This window comes from Candidatus Pantoea edessiphila (genome assembly GCF_002933315.1).
Classification (GTDB): Bacteria; Pseudomonadota; Gammaproteobacteria; order Enterobacterales; family Enterobacteriaceae; genus Pantoea_C.
The window spans coordinates 198,215-218,381 of sequence record NZ_PDKT01000001.1 but is presented as its reverse complement, the minus strand read 5'-3'; the positions used below and the strand labels follow the sequence as shown (position 1 = coordinate 218,381).

Annotated in this window: 17 protein-coding genes and 1 pseudogene; 7 read left to right on the top strand and 11 right to left on the bottom strand. The window is 26.1% G+C overall.

Going from position 1 to position 20,167, the window contains the following annotated elements; translation table 11 throughout:
- Position 1: 1 nt before the first annotated feature.
- A complete protein-coding gene (znuB, locus tag CRV12_RS01050; RefSeq protein WP_136130798.1) occupies positions 2-784 on the bottom strand; it encodes a zinc ABC transporter permease subunit ZnuB in 783 nt (260 codons plus the stop codon).
- On the bottom strand, positions 777-1,529 hold the full coding sequence (gene znuC / locus CRV12_RS01045) for a zinc ABC transporter ATP-binding protein ZnuC (RefSeq protein ID WP_136130797.1): 753 nt from the start codon (positions 1,527-1,529) through the stop codon (positions 777-779). The genes znuB and znuC overlap by 8 nt, the downstream gene beginning before the upstream one ends.
- An 82-nt stretch (positions 1,530-1,611) precedes the next feature.
- On the opposite strand from znuC, the gene znuA reads away from it, so the two are divergent.
- Positions 1,612-2,556, top strand: coding sequence for a zinc ABC transporter substrate-binding protein ZnuA (gene znuA / locus CRV12_RS01040; protein ID WP_136130796.1), 945 nt, complete (start codon positions 1,612-1,614; stop codon positions 2,554-2,556).
- Between the two features lie 466 nt (positions 2,557-3,022).
- A pseudogene (locus tag CRV12_RS03780) lies at positions 3,023-3,391 on the top strand (peptidoglycan DD-metalloendopeptidase family protein); the annotation flags it as partial.
- Between the two features lie 122 nt (positions 3,392-3,513).
- On the opposite strand, the gene pyk reads toward CRV12_RS03780, so the two are convergent.
- A complete protein-coding gene (gene pyk / locus CRV12_RS01030; RefSeq protein WP_136130794.1) occupies positions 3,514-4,956 on the bottom strand; it encodes a pyruvate kinase in 1,443 nt (480 codons plus the stop codon).
- A 293-nt stretch (positions 4,957-5,249) separates the two neighbouring features.
- On the opposite strand from pyk, the gene CRV12_RS01025 reads away from it, so the two are divergent.
- Together CRV12_RS01025 and htpX are read left to right on the top strand one after the other, a co-directional pair.
- The gene (locus tag CRV12_RS01025; protein WP_136130793.1) at positions 5,250-7,298 is read left to right on the top strand and encodes a S9 family peptidase; all 2,049 of its coding nucleotides are present in this window, start codon (positions 5,250-5,252) and stop codon (positions 7,296-7,298) included.
- Positions 7,299-7,788: 490 nt separating this feature from the next.
- Positions 7,789-8,706: a protease HtpX gene (htpX, locus tag CRV12_RS01020; RefSeq protein ID WP_136130792.1), complete on the top strand. Its 918-nt coding sequence runs from the start codon at positions 7,789-7,791 to the stop codon at positions 8,704-8,706.
- A gap of 70 nt (positions 8,707-8,776) precedes the next feature.
- On the opposite strand, the gene CRV12_RS01015 is transcribed toward htpX, so the two are convergent.
- The 3 genes from CRV12_RS01015 to manX are packed head-to-tail and all read right to left on the bottom strand — an operon-like array spanning position 8,777 to position 11,462.
- A complete protein-coding gene (locus CRV12_RS01015; RefSeq protein WP_136130791.1) occupies positions 8,777-9,622 on the bottom strand; it encodes a PTS mannose transporter subunit IID in 846 nt (281 codons plus the stop codon).
- 21 nt (positions 9,623-9,643) lie between these two features.
- Complete coding sequence (locus CRV12_RS01010) at positions 9,644-10,450, bottom strand: PTS mannose/fructose/sorbose transporter subunit IIC (RefSeq protein WP_136130790.1); 807 nt, start codon at positions 10,448-10,450, stop codon at positions 9,644-9,646.
- Between the two features lie 52 nt (positions 10,451-10,502).
- Positions 10,503-11,462 (bottom strand): PTS mannose transporter subunit IIAB, encoded by a 960-nt coding sequence (manX, locus tag CRV12_RS01005; RefSeq protein ID WP_136130789.1) that lies wholly within the window; start codon positions 11,460-11,462, stop codon positions 10,503-10,505.
- 299 nt (positions 11,463-11,761) lie between these two features.
- Here manX and CRV12_RS01000 point away from each other — a divergent pair, with 299 nt between their 5' ends.
- Positions 11,762-13,057: a TerC family protein gene (locus CRV12_RS01000; protein WP_136130788.1), complete on the top strand. Its 1,296-nt coding sequence runs from the start codon at positions 11,762-11,764 to the stop codon at positions 13,055-13,057.
- Between the two features lie 153 nt (positions 13,058-13,210).
- Positions 13,211-13,891, top strand: a complete 681-nt coding sequence (gene tsaB / locus CRV12_RS00995; protein WP_136130787.1) for a tRNA (adenosine(37)-N6)-threonylcarbamoyltransferase complex dimerization subunit type 1 TsaB — start codon at positions 13,211-13,213, stop codon at positions 13,889-13,891.
- Positions 13,892-13,955: 64 nt separating this feature from the next.
- On the opposite strand, the gene minE is transcribed toward tsaB, so the two are convergent.
- The 4 genes from minE to nhaB form a co-directional block, all read right to left on the bottom strand.
- On the bottom strand, positions 13,956-14,222 hold the full coding sequence (gene minE, locus CRV12_RS00990; RefSeq protein WP_136130786.1) for a cell division topological specificity factor MinE: 267 nt from the start codon (positions 14,220-14,222) through the stop codon (positions 13,956-13,958).
- A gap of 3 nt (positions 14,223-14,225) precedes the next feature.
- Positions 14,226-15,038: a septum site-determining protein MinD gene (gene minD / locus CRV12_RS00985; protein WP_136130785.1), complete on the bottom strand. Its 813-nt coding sequence runs from the start codon at positions 15,036-15,038 to the stop codon at positions 14,226-14,228.
- 13 nt (positions 15,039-15,051) lie between these two features.
- Positions 15,052-15,753: a septum site-determining protein MinC gene (gene minC / locus CRV12_RS00980; RefSeq protein ID WP_136130784.1), complete on the bottom strand. Its 702-nt coding sequence runs from the start codon at positions 15,751-15,753 to the stop codon at positions 15,052-15,054.
- A 228-nt stretch (positions 15,754-15,981) separates the two neighbouring features.
- The gene (gene nhaB / locus CRV12_RS00975; protein ID WP_136130783.1) at positions 15,982-17,511 is read right to left on the bottom strand and encodes a sodium/proton antiporter NhaB; all 1,530 of its coding nucleotides are present in this window, start codon (positions 17,509-17,511) and stop codon (positions 15,982-15,984) included.
- Positions 17,512-17,809: 298 nt separating this feature from the next.
- Between nhaB and alr the strand changes: the two genes are divergently transcribed.
- A complete protein-coding gene (gene alr, locus CRV12_RS00970) occupies positions 17,810-18,880 on the top strand; it encodes an alanine racemase (protein ID WP_136130782.1) in 1,071 nt (356 codons plus the stop codon).
- A 67-nt stretch (positions 18,881-18,947) separates the two neighbouring features.
- On the opposite strand, the gene gap is transcribed toward alr, so the two are convergent.
- Positions 18,948-19,949 (bottom strand): type I glyceraldehyde-3-phosphate dehydrogenase, encoded by a 1,002-nt coding sequence (gap, locus tag CRV12_RS00965; RefSeq protein WP_136130781.1) that lies wholly within the window; start codon positions 19,947-19,949, stop codon positions 18,948-18,950.
- Positions 19,950-20,167: the final 218 nt, after the last annotated feature.

Here is a 20,167-nt window from a genome sequence, read left to right as displayed (position 1 = left end):
ACTAATTCCTGTTGTATATTATACCAATTATAAACATAAAAGTTGAACATAATACTACAGAAGGAGCAGCCGGCGTATCATAATAAGCTGATATAATTAGACCACCAGTAACCGATATAATTCCTACTATAGTTGCTAAAATAGCCATTTGTTCTGGAGATTTAGAAAAATATCTTGCTGTAGAAGCTGGAATAATAAGTAATGAGGTAATAATTAAAGCTCCTACAAATTTTATTGATATGCTTATTAACACAGCTGTTAAAAACATCAAAATTAAACGGGTATGTTTAACATTTATACCGTCAATTATTGCAATTTCTTTATTTATCGATATTAGTAAAAAAGCACTCCATTTCCAAATTAATACTATTAAAACTATAATCGTAGTAATTATTATTATCCATAAGTCGTTAAAATTGATTGATAATAAATCTCCAAATAAATATGAGATTAAATCTAATCTAACGTTAGATATTAAACCAACAATTACTAAACCAAGTGAAAGTGCACTATGTGCTAAGATGCCCAAAAAAGTATCCATACTTAATTGCGGACGATTTTCAATAATTGTTAAACTTAAAGTTATACATATTATCAAAATAATTAAAGTGTAATGAGGATTGATATTAAATAATATACCCAGTGCAATACCAAGTATTGAAGAATGTGCTAAAGTATCACCAAAGCATGACAACTTATGCCAGACAACAAAACAACCTAAAGGACCAGCTGCTAATACTAATATAATACCACCTAACCAAGCTGGTAATAAAATATCAATCATAATAATCCTTGTTTTTTTTAATAATATCTTTGTGAAGAGAACAATAATTTCCATGATGACGATATATTGCTAATTGTTTTATATTTTTTAAACCAAACATAGATATAAATTCTGGATGTCTTGATACTGATTCTGAACTGCCAGAACAACAAATATGATGGTTAAGACAAACAACTTCGTCAGTTTTTGCCATTACTAAATGTAAATCATGAGAAACCATTAATACTCCACAATGTAATTCATGTCGCAATCTATCTATTAAATCATATATTGCAATTTGACCCTGTATATCCATACCTTGAGTAGGTTCATCTAACACTAATAATTGTGGTTGCTTAAGTATTGCTCTAGATATTAAAACTCTTTGCATTTCTCCTCCTGATAATTTTTGCAATGATGAATGTAATAAATAGCTAGCATGGACTCTTTTAAGAGCTGCTAAAATTTGATCATTGTTGCTACCAGGAGATAATTCCATAAATCTATTAACTGTAATAGGCAAAGTTTGATCAATATGCAATTTTTGTGGAACGTATCCAATTTTTAATCCTGAGATTCTATTGATCTTACCAGATGATGGTTTTAACAAACCTAATATTACATGCACTAAAGTGGATTTTCCAGCACCATTAGGACCTATTAATGTTAATATATGATTTGATTTTAGCGAAATACTAATATTATTTACTACAGATTGACTATCATATATTACCGATATGTTTTCAAGTGTCACTAGTGTATTCATGTTATTTTATATTAACTAAAATTTTTTAAATATAGTACAATAATAGAATTATATATCTTAAACATTTATAGAATGATTTACTATGTATCATAAGAAAAAAATTATTAATCTATTAATGACCTTAATTTTATCTAATTTATTTGCATTTTGTATAAATGCAAATATAGTTGTATCTATTAAACCTATTGGATTTATTGCATCAGCTATTTCTGATGGTATTATGCCAATTGATGTTATGGTTCCAGATGGTGCATCTGAACATAATTATATCTTACGTCTATCTGATGAAAAAAAATTAAAGAAAACAGATTTACTTATTTGGAGTGGATCTGAAATAGAACCTTTTATGGCTAAATCAGTATTAAATATCCCAGCGTATAAAACTCTTATACTTACAGAAATAGAAGGAGTAAAAAAATCTTTAATCAAAATTAACGGAGATTATTGTAAATCATATTCAAAAAATGAATGCAAGAAAAATCTTAACATACATTTAAATACTAAAAAATATAATATGCATATTTGGACTTCTCCTGATATAGCAAAAAATATAGCTGTTGGAATTCATAAAAAATTATTAGAATTAATGCCACAACAGAAAGAAAAACTTAATAAAAATTTAAAAGAATTTCAACAATTATTAAAAAATGTAGATAAAAAAATTATGATTCAGCTTGCACCAGTTAAATATAAAAGATATTTTGTTTTTCATGATGCTTATCTATATTTTGAAAAACATTATGGGTTATCTTCAATGGGATACTTTGTTATAAATCCTGAAATTCAACCTGGTGTAAAACATTTGTATAAAATAAGAAAACAAATTAAAGAAAGCAATGTTGTTTGTGTTTTTTCAGAACCTCAATTTAAACCTGCAGTTATTGATACAATAACAAGAGGTATAAAAATAAACAAGGGTGTTCTAGATCCATTAGGTAGTAATATTAAATTATCAAAAGATAGTTATTTAAAATTTCTTTTACAATTATCTAATCAGTATCAAGCGTGTTTAACACAAAAAATATAGGAATAAACACAAATATATGCAAAAGAAAATTACCCAATCTGTTGTCAATAAAATTGATCATTTATTATTTATAATATATGCTATAATTGGAATAATGTTTATTATTTTTTCAAAAATTAAAATAGACTATTTAAGCAATATATATAAAATATCAAATATTAATGATCAAACAAACTCAAAAAATCATTTAAGTACAACATCTAAATTGTGTAATAAAAATATTACGTGTTTTTTTATTAAAAAATTTTATATAGTTAAACTAATTGATAGTCTGAAAAGTCAAGATATTAATAAAAACTGTAATACATTAGGGTATTCAAGTAATATCATCAATGATGATGAGTTATTAATATCAGATTATCATATCCAAAATGTAGGCTATTCTTCTTTGAAGAAAAGTATTCAATCATATACAAACGATACTTCTATTTTATTAAATAGTTTTGTTAGTTTTTTAACAACCAAAAAAAGATTAAGAATATCTTCTAATTTTAGCTTAAATAGATTAAATCCAATCACTGGAAATATGAGTCCACATAGAGGTGTAGATCTTGCTTTGCCTATAGGAACTCCAATACTTGCAGTAAGTAAAGGTAAAGTTATTGTTGCCCAAAGAGGAAATCTTGCAGGTAATTATGTAGCTATTCTTCATAATCATGGATATATAACACGTTATATGCATATGAATAAAATTTTAGTTAAGTTAGGACAAAAAATAAAAAATGGTGATAAAATAGGTCTATCTGGTAATACTGGGCGTTCTACTGGTCCTCATTTACATTTTGAGCTTTGGATTAATAATCATGCAGTTGATCCATTAACAGTTTATCTTCCTATTAAGTCAATAAAATTAAGTTAATAAAAATAGGATAAATTTTCAATATATATGCTTTATTTAATGCATATAAACTTGAAATTATTGGATAATGCATTATTCAAGTTAAAATTATCTAAAATTTAACTAACACGTAAAATACGGTTCGTATTTGTTGCTCCTATAGTATCCATTACATCACCTTGTGTGATAATTACAATATCGCCTGAAACAAGATATTTTTTTTCTTTTAATAAATTTATAGCATCGTATGCAGCAGCTACTCCTTCATTACCACTACTAAAAAATACTGGTGTAACTCCACGATATAAAGCAGTTAAATTTAAAGTACTTTTATGCCGGGATAAAGCAAAAATTGGTAATCCAGATGTAATACGTGAAGTTATTAGAGGAGTACGACCAGATTCTGTCATAGTAATAATTGCTGTTACACCTTGTAAATGATTGGCTGCATACATAGCAGACATAGCAATTGCTTCTTCTATATTATCAAATTTTATATCTAATCTATGTTTTGATACATTGACACTAGGAACTTTTTCAGCTCCTAAGCATACTTTCGCCATTATAGAAACAGTTTCTTCAGGATAGTTACCAATTGCAGTTTCAGCTGAAAGCATTACAGCATCAGTACCATCAAGAACTGCATTAGCAACATCCATAACTTCTGCTCTAGTAGGCATAGGATTATTCACCATTGATTCCATCATTTGAGTTGCAGTAATAATGATTCGGTTTAATTGACGTGCACGTCTTATTAAAGTTTTTTGAATTCCCACTAATTCTGGATCACCAATTTCTACCCCTAAATCACCACGTGCAATCATTACTGCATCTGAAGCTAATATTATATCATCTATGTTTTTTTGAGTTGTCACTATTTCTGCTCTTTCAACTTTAGCAACTAGTTTAGCATTACATCCTATTTTACGTGCTAAATAGCGAGCATATTGTATATCTTGTCCACAACGTGGAAAAGAAACAGCTAAGTAATCTACATCAATTTTAGCAGCAGTTATAATATCTAATTTATCTTTTTTAGTTAAAGTTTCTGCTGATAACCCCCCATGTAATTTATTAATGCCTTTATTATTAGATAGATAACCTCCAATTAGTATTTCAGTAAATATTTTCATATTATCAACTTTAATTACTTTTAACTGAATTCTTCCATCATCTAGTAAGAGAATATCATCAGGAACTACATCATTAGGTAAAAGTTTATAATCTATGCCAACTTGTTTAGAATCTCCTTTTTCTACATTTAAATTAGCATCTAATAAAAAACTATCTCCTGTTTTTAGAAATACTTTATTTTCTTTAAATGTTGATATTCTAATTTTAGGTCCTTGTAAATCGCCTAAAATTGCTACTTGATATCCAAGTTTATCTGCGATTTTACGTACTTTTTCAGCTCGTAATTGATGATTTTGCGCATTACCGTGAGAAAAATTTAATCTCATTACGTTAGCTCCTGCTATAATAATTTTTTCTAAATTATTTTGATGATCAGTAGCTGGACCAAGTGTTACCACAATCTTAGTTCTTCTTAAACGTTTTAACATTAAAAATTTCCTTTATTTTAATAATTTATAATTAAAAAAAGATTTAATATTTTTTATATTATCATGTAGATTTTATATTAGGTATTATATAATATAAATATCTTTTTAAGATTTTTTGATGAATGCAAATTGTATAATTATTTATCATAAAATATGTATAAAAAATAATATGTAATATTTATATATTGAATGTAATTCATATAACTACTTATAATGATATTGTATTTAGATGGTTTGATTTGATATAATAAAATATGTTAGAAGTATTTTTTAATGTATAAAACTGGAAATATATGAAAGAACCTTTTGCTAAAAAAATACCACACAAAATATTTTTGCATGGTGAACAAATTGTTGATAATTATTACTGGTTAAGAGATAATAGACGTAATAATACACATGTAATCAAACACTTAAAAGATGAGAATAACTATACAAATGCTATTTTAACATCACAAAATGATTTAAAAAATCTAATATTAAAAGAAATTACAGATCATTTATCTTATTATGATTGTTCTATTCCTTATATTAAGGATAGTTATTGCTATCAAAGTAGATATGAAAACGGAAGTGAATATCCTAAATATTATCGTAAATTATTTATTGCAGAAGATGATAAATGGACTTTAATACTTGATACTAATAAACGTGCATTACACAGTAACTTTTATTCTATAGGTGCATTTGTTGTTAGTCCAAATAATTGTTTATTTGCTTTAGCTGAAGATTTGGTCTCTCGTTTTCAATATAATATTCAGTTCTTTAATATAAAAAATAATTTTTGGTATTCAGAAACATTGTTTAATACTTCTGCGAGTATAGTGTGGGATAAAAATTCAAAAATGATTTTTTACGTTAAAAATCATCCACAAACTCTAAGATCTTATCAAGTATGGTGCCATGAATTAGGTACGTTACAATCAAAAGACAAAAAAATATACGAAGAATTAGATGATTCATATTATTTAAACATATGTACAACAACATCAGAGAAATTTATATTAATCTTAATTAGTAATACTATTTCTACTGAAATCAGAATGATTGATATGGATTTAACTGATAAAACACCACAAATATTTTTAGCTAGACGTAATAATCATAAATATACTCTAGATCATTATAATAATAAATTTATTATTTGTTCTAACCGTGATAGAGATAATTTTAATCTCTATTATTCAAATAATATAGATGAACTTGGTTGGAAATCCTTAATAAGGATACATGAAGATGCAATTTTAGAAAATTTTCAATTATTTCATAATTGGATTGTCATAGAAGAAAAGCGCAACGGATTAACTAATTTACGTCAAATTAATTGGCAACAAAGTGTAGAAAAAAACATTCAAATAACATTTGATGACCCTATTTATAGGGTTTGGTTGGAATATAATTCTAATCCTTTGAATAATATATTACTTTATGGATATACTTCAATGACTACACCTAGTACTATATTTGAATTAAACATGGATACAGGTAAGAGTTGTATATTGAAACAAACTACCATAAAAAATTTTGATTCAAGTAATTATAAAAGCGAATACCGTCTCATTGATGTTAAAGATGGTACTAAAGTTCCAGTATCGTTTATATATAATCGAAAATATCCAAATCTGAATAAAAATCCAGCTATTATTTATGGTTATGGTGCATACGGCAATAACGTTGATCCATATTTTTGTATAGGTCGTTTAAGTTTTTTAGATAGAGGGTTTATTTATGTAATCGTGCATGTACGTGGGGGTGGAGAATTAGGTCAAAAATGGCATGATTCTGGAAGATTATTCAATAAAATGAATAGTTTTACAGATTTCATTGATGTTACTAATGCCCTAGTCAATTGCGGCATAGGTCATCCTAATAAATTATACGCAATAGGAGGTAGTGCTGGAGGATTATTGATAGGAACAGTAATAAATCTAGCACCTAAATTATTTAATGGAGTGGTAGCTCATGTACCATTTGTTGATGTTATAAACACTATGTTAGACAAATCTATTCCTCTTACTACTAGTGAATATGATGAGTGGGGTAATCCTGAAAATATTGATGCATACAATTATATGAAAAAATATAGTCCATATGATAATGTTGGACCTAAAAATTATCCTCATATCTTTGTAACTTCTGGTTTTTATGATTCTCAAGTACAATATTGGGAACCTGCAAAATGGGTAGCAAAATTAAGAGAACTGAAAACTAATAAAAATTTAGTATTATTATATACAGATATGAATTCTGGTCATTCGGGAAAAACGGGAAGATATAAACAATACGAAATAACAGCATTAGAAATAACTTTCATAATTTCACTAGAAAAAAATATTATCTGAAAATAAAGTGAATTTTTTATTTAATTAATTATTATGAAATAGAAAATAAGTTATTCATCTAAAATTTTTATTATAATATAACATCGTAATTTCAATTTCTTTATAATGTTATTTGCAATAATTTAATTATCTTTGAATTTTATATTATTATAAAATTTTATCTTATTATAAATTGATTACCATAATAACCGTATCTATATAAAGAATATATAACTCCTTTATTCTAATAGAAGATAAATATTATATAAAAGTATTTTTTATGTATTGATATTATTTATTTTAAGAAAAATATATATCATTTTTATATAAAGTAATTTCAAATTAAAAAACTATTGATATAAGCAAATATATTATATGTAATCTTACAGATTTACATTGTTTATTACTTATATTTAAAGACAATCATAGATTAGTACATAAGAATAAATTATACCTATATAATAATTTTCCGATTCATTTACTTTAAAACCAAGCAATAGGAAAAAACATTATGATGCGTGCTACTCTTTTAATAATTACCAACTTTTCAGTGATGATATTAATCGGATTCCTACTTATGTTTACAGGAATCTATCCACATAATGTTATAAAAATGATGGTTACTGCATGTGTTGTTGGTTTTGGTGGTGCTTTCACTTCACTTTTTTTATCAAAGTGGATTGCTATACGTTCTATTCATGCTAAAGTCATTGAAAGACCAAGTAATGAAATGGAATATTGGTTAATAAATGTAGTTAAATATCAGTCTTATAAAGTTGGTATTGAAATGCCAACAGTTGCTATTTATCCAGCATATGATATAAACGCATTTGCTACAGGCGCCAAAAGAAATGAATCTTTAGTAGCTATTTCAAGTGGTTTATTACATAACATGAATCGTAATGAAGTAGAAGCAGTATTAGCTCATGAAATATCACATATTGATAATGGTGATATGGTGACAATGACATTAATACAAGGTGTTTTAAATACTTTTGTTATATTCATTTCAAGTGCCGTATCTTTAGTGTTATCTAAAGTAATATCAAATATGCTTATGCCAAATATGGAAAATCATAGATACAACAACTATAGATATAATCAAATAAATGCTAAATTATACTCTAGTATTTCTGCAGCTTTAGGAACTTTATTCGGCACATTTGCTAGTCTAGTTACTATGTGGTTTTCAAGACGACGTGAATTTTATGCAGATATTGGTGCAGCTAAAATAGTTGGCGCGGATAAAATGATTTCAGCGTTAGAACGTTTAAAAAGCAGCTATGAACCACAAGAACCCAATAATTTAATAACACTTTGTATTCATGGTAAAAAAGATTTCTTTGTTGAATTATTTGCATCACATCCTCCATTAGAACAAAGAATTAACGCTTTACGAAGATATCATAATTCAATAAAAAAATTTTGAATAATAAGTTAATTAAATTATAGCACACCGAATATAATGATTGAAGGGAGCTTTAGCTCCCAAATTATTTCTATAAATCTAAAAATTTCATCCAATAACCAAAAATACCTATTATGAAAAAACCAGTGATAATCCATAACGGATTAATTTTTCGATTTAATAACCACATACAAAGAAAAGTAAGCAAAAGAGGTACTATTCCAGGCATTAATTGATCTAAAATTGATTGCACTGTAGTTATTCTGATTGTACCAGATTGATCAGTTATACGAGATAATACTACAGGAATGTTAACATGTGTCCATTTATTAACTAAGGCTCCCATAACAAATAAACCAAGTATTGAAGCTCCTTCTGTTAGTTTTTGTAAAAAACCACTACCCATGTCTGTAACAATATCCATTCCTTTTTTATATCCGTATACTACACCATAATAACGTATAGCTATACGTGTTATATTAAATAATATAAAAAACAATAAAGGCCCTAATAAACTACCATTCATCGCTATTCCAGCACCTAATGCTGCTAATATTGGACGAACAGTTCCCCAAAAAATTGGATCTCCTACACCAGCTAATGGTCCCATGAGTCCTATTTTTATACTATTAACTGTACCATCATCAATTTTTTTACCGTTTGCACGTTGTTCTTCTATAGCTGCTGTAACTCCTAATATAGGAGCAGACATAAAAGGATGTGTATTAAAAAATTCTAGTTGTCTTTTTATTGCCTGCTTACGGTCATTATTATTTTCTGGATATAAACGACGAATTACTGGCAGTATAGAAAAACAAAAACCAAGTGCTTGCATGCGCTCAAAATTCCAAGAACCTTGAAATAAATTTGATCTGATAAATACAGCACGTAAGTCGCTAATAGTTATTTTTTTTTGTGTTTTTATGTTACCTGTCATATTTCAATTCTCATATATTATTTAATCAAGTTCATTATCACAGTAGTTATTAGCTAAGTTATTATTTTTAGATAAATTGTCTATATTATTATATTTAGGGCTCAATTGTATATATAGCATTGCCATAATTATACCAATTATACCTAATGCTATTAAATTGAAATTTGCAAAAGCAGCAATAACAAAACCAAGATAGAAAAATGGCATTAAATAACCAGTACGCATCATATTAATAACCATTGCATAACCTACTACTACTATTATACCACCTGCAATATTTAGACCATTAGTTATCACTTTTGGGATTGAATTAAAGAAATCATGAACAATGCTTATATTAACTGAGAGAGCGATAATTAATGATGGAATTGCAACACGAATTCCTTGCAACAATAAAGCTAAAATATGAACCCATGAAACGATATTTAAGTTACCTTTTTCTGCTGCTTTATCAGCTGCATGTTGAAATGCTACAGTAATAGTTCTAATTATAATAGTAAGAACTTGCCCTGCTGCTGCAAGAGGAATAGCAAGTGCTATAGCAGCTCCTTTACTTTGTCCACCAGAAATCACTAAAATAGTTGAAATTATAGAGGCAAGAGCAGCATCAGGTGCAATAGCAGCACCTATGTTCATCCAACCTAGGGCAATCATCTCTAGAGTACCTCCTAAAATGATTCCCGTTTTCATGTCACCTAATACAGCCCCAATTAAAGTACAAGCAACTATTGGTCTATGAAACTGAAATTCATCAAGAACTGATCCAATGCCAGCAATACATGAAACTATAAATACTAATGCAATTTGCAGTAAAGTCATTTGTGTCATATTCTTATTCTCATTATGATGACAGAATTAGATAATAAATTTGTAAATAATATTAAATATTATTTATATTGCTAATTAAATCCATCATTTTTACTTTAGAATCATTTGAAATTTTTCTCACTTCTAATTCAATATTAAGTTCATTTAATTTTTTAAAGGCGATGATATCTATCTTATCTATTGATACTGCTTTACTTACTTGGATTTTTCCTTGTTTAAAAGCCATTCCACCAATATTAACAGTTGTAATATGTACACCTTTTTCAACTATGCGAAGCACATCAGTTGGATTAGTAAATAATAACATGACATTATCATTACGATATATTGGATTGTTCCATACACGTATCATTTTATCAATATCTACAACATGAGCTGTAATACCAGGTGGAGTAGATTGTTTTAATAAAATCTTACGAACATTATCTTTAGATATATCGTCATTAACAACAATTATACGTTGTATATTATATTCTTTTATCCATCTAGTAGTTATTTGACCATGAATAAGACGATCATCAATACGAGCAAAAATTATTTTCATATTTTTATCTAATTCAGTTTTACTATCATCAACAATTACGTTGTTAGATGTATTTAATTGAATTTGATTTATTTGTTTTTGAAATGTTTTTATACTTTCTTTACCGGTTTTAACTGCAATTGTAATTAGTTCATTAAAGTTAATATTTTCTTCTCTCTTCATCAAAATTTCTATTAATATAGGAATGTTAACTCCGGATATTATATCATAATTTGTTTTTTCAAAAATTACCTTGCTGGCAGCATTAAAAGGACTTCCACCCCATATATCAATTAAAAATAACACTCCCTCTGAAGTATTGAGTGTTTTTAGTCTATTATAATATTTTTCTATAAGAATTTCTGTATTTTCTCCTGTAGTAAATTCAACACATTCAATATTTTCTTGCTTTCCTAATATCATTTCTGCTGTTTTGAGTAATTGTTTTGCAGCAGAACCATGTGTACTTATTATAATTGCAATAGTCACTGTTTACCTCTTACTTGACTAACGAAATATCTAATTTGCATGTAAATTCACAATAATATTAAATAATAATCTTAATATTCAAAATAGTAAATTATGTAATAGTTATGATATATTTTTGGTATATAATTTAAATATTATGTTTGTAATTAATTATGAACGTATTTATAAATTTAATTAACCTATATATTTTAAATTAATAATATTTTTTGTATATTATTCAATAATAATAATTTTATTTTAAATTTATATATATAATTATCTCAATAATTATATTTTAATTTATTTATTAAAAGTTGATAATGAATATCATTCTTAATCCATCAATTTGGATAGGCTTACTAACTCTTATAGTAATAGAAATTGTTCTTGGAATTGATAATTTAATTTTTGTTACAATATTAACTAATAATTTACCAATTAAACAACGTGATAAAGCACGAGTGATTGGTTTATCTTTAGCATTAATAATGCGTTTGTGTTTGATTGTAATAATTTCTTGGCTTAAAACGTTAAATAAATTTTTATGGAAATTAAATAGTTTCAATTTTTCTGAAAGAAATATCATTTTATTGATAGGAGGAATATTTTTAATTTATAAAGCTACAATTGAACTACATAAAAAAATAAAAAATAATCCAAAAGATATTTTAAATAGTAAAAAATATAGTAATTTTTGGTTGATTGTTGTACAAATTGTAATTTTAGATGTGGTTTTTTCTTTTGATGCAATAATTACTGCAGCAGGTATGATGAATGATGTCTTCCTAATGATTATTGCTGTTATAATTGCAGTAATTGTGATGTTTTTAGCATCAAAACCACTAATAAATTTTATTAATTCACATCCTAATACAGGTATATTATGTCTATCTTTTTTATTAATAATTGGATTATCATTAGTAGCAGAAAGTTTTAATTTTTACATTCATAAAAGTTATTTATACTCTATAATTATTTTTTCAATTTTTATTGAAATATTAAATCAAATCGCAAATAGTAACTCAATAAGTAAAAAATATTTATTAAATCAGGATAAATCTGAAATTATATTGCAATTAATGAATATAAAAAACAACTTAAGATGTAATAGTTACAATCATAATTGTATATTCTCTAAAAAAATAAAGACAAAGATTGTTAATAGAGAAATATATACTATATATAACATATTGATGTTATATTCACAGTCAATTAAAAACATTATGACCCCAAGAGACAAAATTTCCTGGATTGATGTTAATGAACCTATTGATATTATTCAAAATAAATTAATACAAACTAATTATAGTTTATTTCCTATTTGTCATAAACAGCTAGATAAAATAATTGGAGTAATAAGGGCAAAGGATTTATTAATTAAATTGAAATATAAAACAAATCTTGCTAGTTTTGCTTGTCATCAACCTATAACTTTCGCATTAGAAGGCATGAATTTATTTCAACTAATAGACATTATACATAATTCAAAAAATGATTTTGTAATTGTTGTAAATGATTTTGGTGTGATACAGGGGATAGTTACATCATTTGATATTTTGAAAACTATTTCAAATCCATTTTCCATTATAAATAAAATCAATAAAGATTTTTATTAACTGAAGATATGTGTTTAATGTTTAAATTTAAACTAGAATATATTATTATTGAATGAGTATCAAATATGTTTATTTTTTAATATTAATTATTTCATCTGAAAAATATATCAAATATTAGTGTATGTTATTGACAATAAACATCAAGGTAATTTAATGTCTATAAAAATTTTAGCTATTAGTACTGTTGTTGAAGCATGTTCAGTAGCATTATTAAATAAGGGAACAATTCATACTCGTTTTGAACGTACAAATCAAAAAAATTCTAATTATGTACTTCTATTAATAAATGATTTATTGCAAGTTACTAATTGTGAAATAAGTGATATTGATGTTATTGCTTTTTGTATTGGGCCAGGAAACTTTACTGGTATTCGCATAGGTATAAATGTAGCACAGGGCTTAGCAATAGGTAGAAATTTAAAAATGATTGGTATTTCTACATTAAAAACTTTAGCTCAAGGAGCAATTAAAAACAATCGTACTGTTCGTCGTGTATTAACAGCTATAGATGCGCGTATGGGTGAAATTTATTGGGCTGAATACGAACTTAATAATAACGATATTTGGTTTTTGAGAGACTTAGAGACTATTTTGTCACCTAATTCTGCTATAGAACGTATGCATACATTAAACGGTGAATGGATAACTGCTGGTAACGGTTGGAAAATTTATCCTAATCTTTATAAAGGACATCAATTGTCTTTGAATCCTTTGATCAATATATTACCTCTTGCAGAGGATATGATATCCCTTGCTAGAATTGATCTAAAAAATGGTAATTTTACTAAATTAGAACATATTAAACCTGTTTACTTAAGAGATAAAATTACATAAAAAGTAAATTTTATTTGTTATGATATTAATGTATTAAACTTAACAAATATAATTAGAGTATTTATTAAGTTTTTTTATTTTTCGATATAATTACGTTAATTTCCAATTTAGATATATTATCATCTACTTTATTGTACGTAATAATTACTTTTTTGGGATTTAATGGAATATATCTGTAAATAATTGCTACAATATCTTTCTTAAGACATTGAATATATTTAATTTTATTAAAATCATTTTTCTTTTTTTCTGATAAAATAATTTGTAACCTTTGTTTAGCAAGTAAAGCAGTATGTTTTTTTTTAGATAAAAATAAATTAATTAGAGACATATTTTATCCTTTAAATAAGCGTTTAAAAAATCCTTTTTTTTCTTCTTCGATAAACCGAAACGGAACTGGTTCACCAAGTAATCTCTTTACTGTATCTGTATATGCTTGTCCAGCACTAGAGATATTATCTAAAATAATTGGTTCACCTTTATTCGAAGCACGTAACACAGACTGATCTTCTGGAATAACACCTATTAAAGGAATACGTAAAATTTCTATTACATCTTCCACACTTAACATATCCCCATTACTAACACGATTAGGACTATAACGTGTTAATAATAAATGTTCTTTAATTGGTTCCTGATTGTTGATAGCACGTTTTGATTTTGAAGATATTATTCCAAGAATACGATCCGAATCACGTACTGATGAAATTTCTGGATTAGTAGTAATGATTGCCTCATCTGCAAAATAAATAGACATCAAAGCACCAGTTTCAATACCTGCTGGTGAATCACATACAATAAAATCGAATTTCATATTATGTAACTCATTTAATATTTTTTCTACACCTAATAAAGTTAGTGATTCTTTATCACGTGTTTGTGAAGCAGGTAAAATATATAGTAAATCTGTATGCTTATCTCTAATTAAAGCTTGATTTAAATTAACATCACCTTGAATAACGTTTATAAAATCATAAATAACTCTCCTTTCACATCCCATAGCTAAATCAAGATTGCGTAATCCAATATCAAAATCTATAACTACTGTTTTTTTCCCGTTACTTGCTAAACCGGTAGCTATAGATGCACTTGATGTGGTCTTGCCTACACCTCCTTTTCCTGATGTAACTACAATAATATTTGACATAAATAGAAAGAACCTAATTAAGTTTTTGAATAGTCAATACACCTTGTTTAAGGTATATACATGTTGATTTACAATAAAATTCTTGTGGTATTTGATCCATTACCCAATATTTTCCTGCAATTGAAATTAACTCTGCTGCTAAATTACTACAGAAAATTTGACAATTATTATCTCCGTTTGCACCTGCTAAACCACGACCTCGCATAATACCATAAATATGAATATTACCATCTGCTATCACTTCAGCTCCAGCACTAACATTGCCTATTATGACTAAGTCTGCTTTGTTGGAGTAAATTTGTTGACCAGATCTAACTGTTAGATTAATAATACGAGTTTTATTATACAATTGTTTATTAACAGAAGAATATTGAAATTTACTTTCTATTTCATTGTTTTTATTTTGTTTTTCTACTTTTTTAAGTATAGGTAAACCAATATCATTTAGTATTTTTTTAAATGAAACTGCTTTACAATCAATAACGCCTACAATGCAAAGACCAGCAGCTAATATAGCTTTCTTCATTATTGCCCAATTAACTTCATGATTTAGATCATCAATATTTATTAATACAGGTATATCTTTTGAAAAACAAGAAATTTGTTTAAGTTTACTTTTAATTGCTTGAAATACTATCTTGGGATCATGACTGTAAAGATATAGCACAGATAAATTAAAGCTACTAATTTTAAATTTTATTGGTTGTTGCGACATTTATAAATAACTCGTTTTTTTATTTATTTTAATACTTAAGTATTTCTTAAAAAATCAAGAACTATAAATATATAACATTAATCTGTTATTTTATCAAATCATTACTATAATGTTACAATAAATTTTAATTAAAAAACTTTTTAAATCTCTCATAGAAATTAGTATAATTATTACATAAATATTAATATATAAAATGAAAATTTATATCTATTATATTGATCAAACACTTTAAAAATCATGAGATGAAACCCAACCTATTTTAAGTAGATATTGAGTATATTTAACAAGTAAAGAATTAATACAACAATAACCAACTAGTGATAAAATTATAGTAAACGGCAAAGCCATCCATGTCATGCGTTTATAAGATAAATTAATTAATGGTGATAATCTTGATGTTAATAAAAATACAAAAGCAGCCTGTCCATTAGGTGTAGCAATTGAAGGAATATTCGTTCCTACATTAGTAACAATAGCTAATAACTCAAATTGACTATTACTAATATTACCATTTTTAAAAGCATTTTTAATTTCATTAATATATACTGAAGCTATAAAAACATTGTCTGCAACAGAAGAAAACAAACCATTAAATATATAAAACAATTTCAATTGAATATTGAAATCAAAATGCAAAACAAAATTGATTATAGGTATGAGTAATTTTTGATCTTCTATAACAGCTATTATAGAACAAAACACCACTAATAAAGATGCAAAAGGTAAAATATCAGTAAATGCTTTACTAATATTTTGTTCATCTATTATACCTAACAAAGATGCAGATATAATTATCACTGATAATCCTATTAACCCTGCTTCACTAAACTGAAATATTAATGCAATTAATAACCAAATAACAACTATTCCTTGAATGATTAATTTAATATTATTTTCATCAGTATTTTGTTTAAAACTTTTTTTATATATTTCATTTAATAACTCATGCACTGCATTTGGCAATACAGCACCATATCCAAATAATTTGAATTTCTCTACTATAAAAATCATAAACATACCAGATATCATTACTGAAATAGAAATTGGTAACATACGCAGAAAGAATTCAATAAAACTCCAATTAACAGCATGTGCAATAATTAAATTTTGTGGTTGTGCAACCATAGTAATTATACCACCTAAAGTAGTACCAATTCCTGCATGCATGACTAAACTTCTTAAAAATGCACAAAATTGTTCTAAATTTTCTTCTCTATTATCAATTAATTTATTTTTATCATCATCTTTATAAAGAACCTGTTTACATGTATCATGAAAACTAATAAAAACTGTTATTACAATAGCTAAAACAGTAATTGCATCAATAAAAGCTGACAATAGACTAGATGTAAGACAAAATATTAATGCTAATTTTATTTTTGAATTAATGTTTAAAATCAATTTAGTAAAACAGAATAATAATAATTGCTTTATAAAAAAAATTCCAGACACCATAAAAATTAATAATAATAATACTTCAATATTATGATATAATTCAATTTTTACTTTCTCTGCGTTAGACATGCCAATAATGATAGCTTCTAGAGATAATAATCCACCTGGTAACAAGGGATAACATTTTGATGCCATACTTAAAGTGAAAACAAATTCTATTATTAAAAACCAACCAGCAGTAAATGAATTAAAGAAATATAATATAGGATTTATAATTAGAAAGATTACTATTAACAATTTATACCAATTGGGTGATGTACCTAAGAAATTTTTTTTTAAAATGTTAATGTAACTGATACACATGCTATTTAAAATACCTCAACAAATAAATTATTTTAACTATCTTTTAAATAAAATTTTATGTAAAAAAGATTATTTTATTACTCAATAATAAATCAATGCAGATATTTTTTATTTAAATTAATTAAAAATATTAATAATATAGAAATAAAAACATTTTTATGCTATAGAGAAAGAATTTATAATTTTATTATATTAAAATTATAAAATAATTTATTAATAATAATATTTATTTTATAATATGACTGAGTATAAAAATATATAATATAACTTTAATTTTTGAATGAAAATAAATCGCATTATGTCACGCCCAATTATAGCTACTATAAACCAAAAATCATTAAAACATAATTTATCAATAGTTCGTAGTTTAGTACCAAAATCAAAAATTTGGTCAGTAATAAAAGCTAATGCATATGGTCATGGAATTAATAACATTTGGAGTTTATCAGATACCGATGGCTTTGCATTGCTAAGTATAGAGGAAGCAATAATATTACGTGAACATGGTTGGGATAAACCAATTTTATTACTAGAAGGTTTCTTTCACTTAAAAGATTTATATCTTATTGATCGTTATCATTTGACAACTGTTATACATAGTCAATGGCAAATAAAAGCATTAGAAAACGTTTTATTACTAAATCCAATAAATATTTACTTAAAAGTAAATAGCGGTATGAATAGATTAGGTTTTAATCAAAAGTTATTTCATACAATACGGAAAAAATTAATTTCTCTGAATAATGTGCATGAAACAACATTAATGATGCATTGTGGTGATGCAGATAATCAAAATACAATTATTCAATCTTTTAGGCTAACTCAAAGATTAATTACAGGATTAAATTGTCCATGTTCTATATCAAATTCAGCTTGTGTTTTATGGCATCCTGAAGTAAACCACGATTGGGTCCGTGTAGGTATTTTGTTATATGGAGCATCACCTAGTGGAAATTGGTTGGATATAGCAAATATTAATTTAAAACCAGTAATGACATTATCAAGCAAGATTATTGGCATTCAGCATTTAAAAAAAGGGGATAGTATAGGTTATGGCTATAATTATCAGGCTAAAAAATCACAACGTATTGGAGTAGTTGCTTGTGGTTATGCTGATGGCTATCCAAGACATGCACCAACTGGTACGCCTGTATTGGTAGACGATAAAATAACACAATTAGTAGGTGTTGTGTCAATGGATATGATTACAGTAGATTTAACAGATTGTCCAAAAGCAACAATTGGATCTAATGTAGAATTGTGGGGTAACACAATAAAAATAGATCAAGTAGCACAAGTATCTGGTACTATAGGGTATGAATTAATGTGTTCTCTTGCATCCCGTGTCCCTGTAAACATTATTTGTTAAATAATTATTTTTTCAATAAATACAAATAACCCAATTAATTTAGAGTGATTTGTATTTATTGTTAATTTTAATTGTTATTTGCAACCAATGTAATTAAATCAAGTACTTTATTTGAATATCCAATCTCATTATCGTACCAAGATACTAATTTTACAAAATTTTTATTTAAAGCTATACCAGCTTTTACATCAAATATCGAAGTTAAATGATTTCCATTGAAATCACTAGAAACAACATCATCTTCAATATATCCTATTATATCTTTCATATTGTTTTCTGAAGCATGTTTAATTACTTGACATATCTCGTTATAAGAAGTACTCGTAGCTAATCTAGTAGTTAAATCAATAACAGATACATTTGAAGTTGGGATTCGAAAAGACATACCAGTTAATTTACCTTCCAGTTCTGGTAAAACTTTACCAACTGCTTTTGCAGCACCTGTTGAAGATGGAATAATATTTTGAAAAACGCTTCTACCACCGCGCCAATCTTTTTTAGAAGGACTATCAACAGTTTTTTGAGCTGCAGTAGATGCATGAATAGTAGTCATTAAACCTTCAATAATACCGAAATGATCATTAATAATTTTTGCTAACGGAGCTAAACAATTAGTGGTACAAGATGCATTAGAAACTATATCTTGTCCTCTATATTTTTCAAAATTAACACCGCGTACAAACATTGGAATATTATCTTTAGATGGTGCAGTTAAAACAACTTTTTTTGCCCCTGCAATTATATGTTTATATGCATTTTCTTTATTTAAAAATATACCAGTAGCTTCAGCTACAACATCAACTCCTATTTCGCTCCATTTTAAATTAATAGGATTATTTTCTGAAGTTACAATAATTTTTTGATCATTCACTACTAATAAATTTTCTTTAACATCAATTGTACCATTAAATCGACCATGAGTAGAGTCGTATTTTAACATATAAGCCATATAATTAATATCTATTAAATCATTGATAGCAACAATTTTAATATCAGAACGATATTGAGCAGCACGTAATATCATTCTTCCTATTCGTCCAAAACCATTAATACTTACTCTAGTTATCATATTTTTAATAAGTTTTATTTAGTGAACTAATATATTTCTGTAAAGTTACAAAAATTGTTCTTGTAGTCAAAGAAAATAAATGAATTAATTGTATTAATTAATTCTATTGAATATTATTAATAACTATCAATAGAATGAATTAATATTTTCATTTACATTAAAATTACATTTAACTTAGCGAAAAACTAATCTAACTGAACTATATTTTTAAATAATTA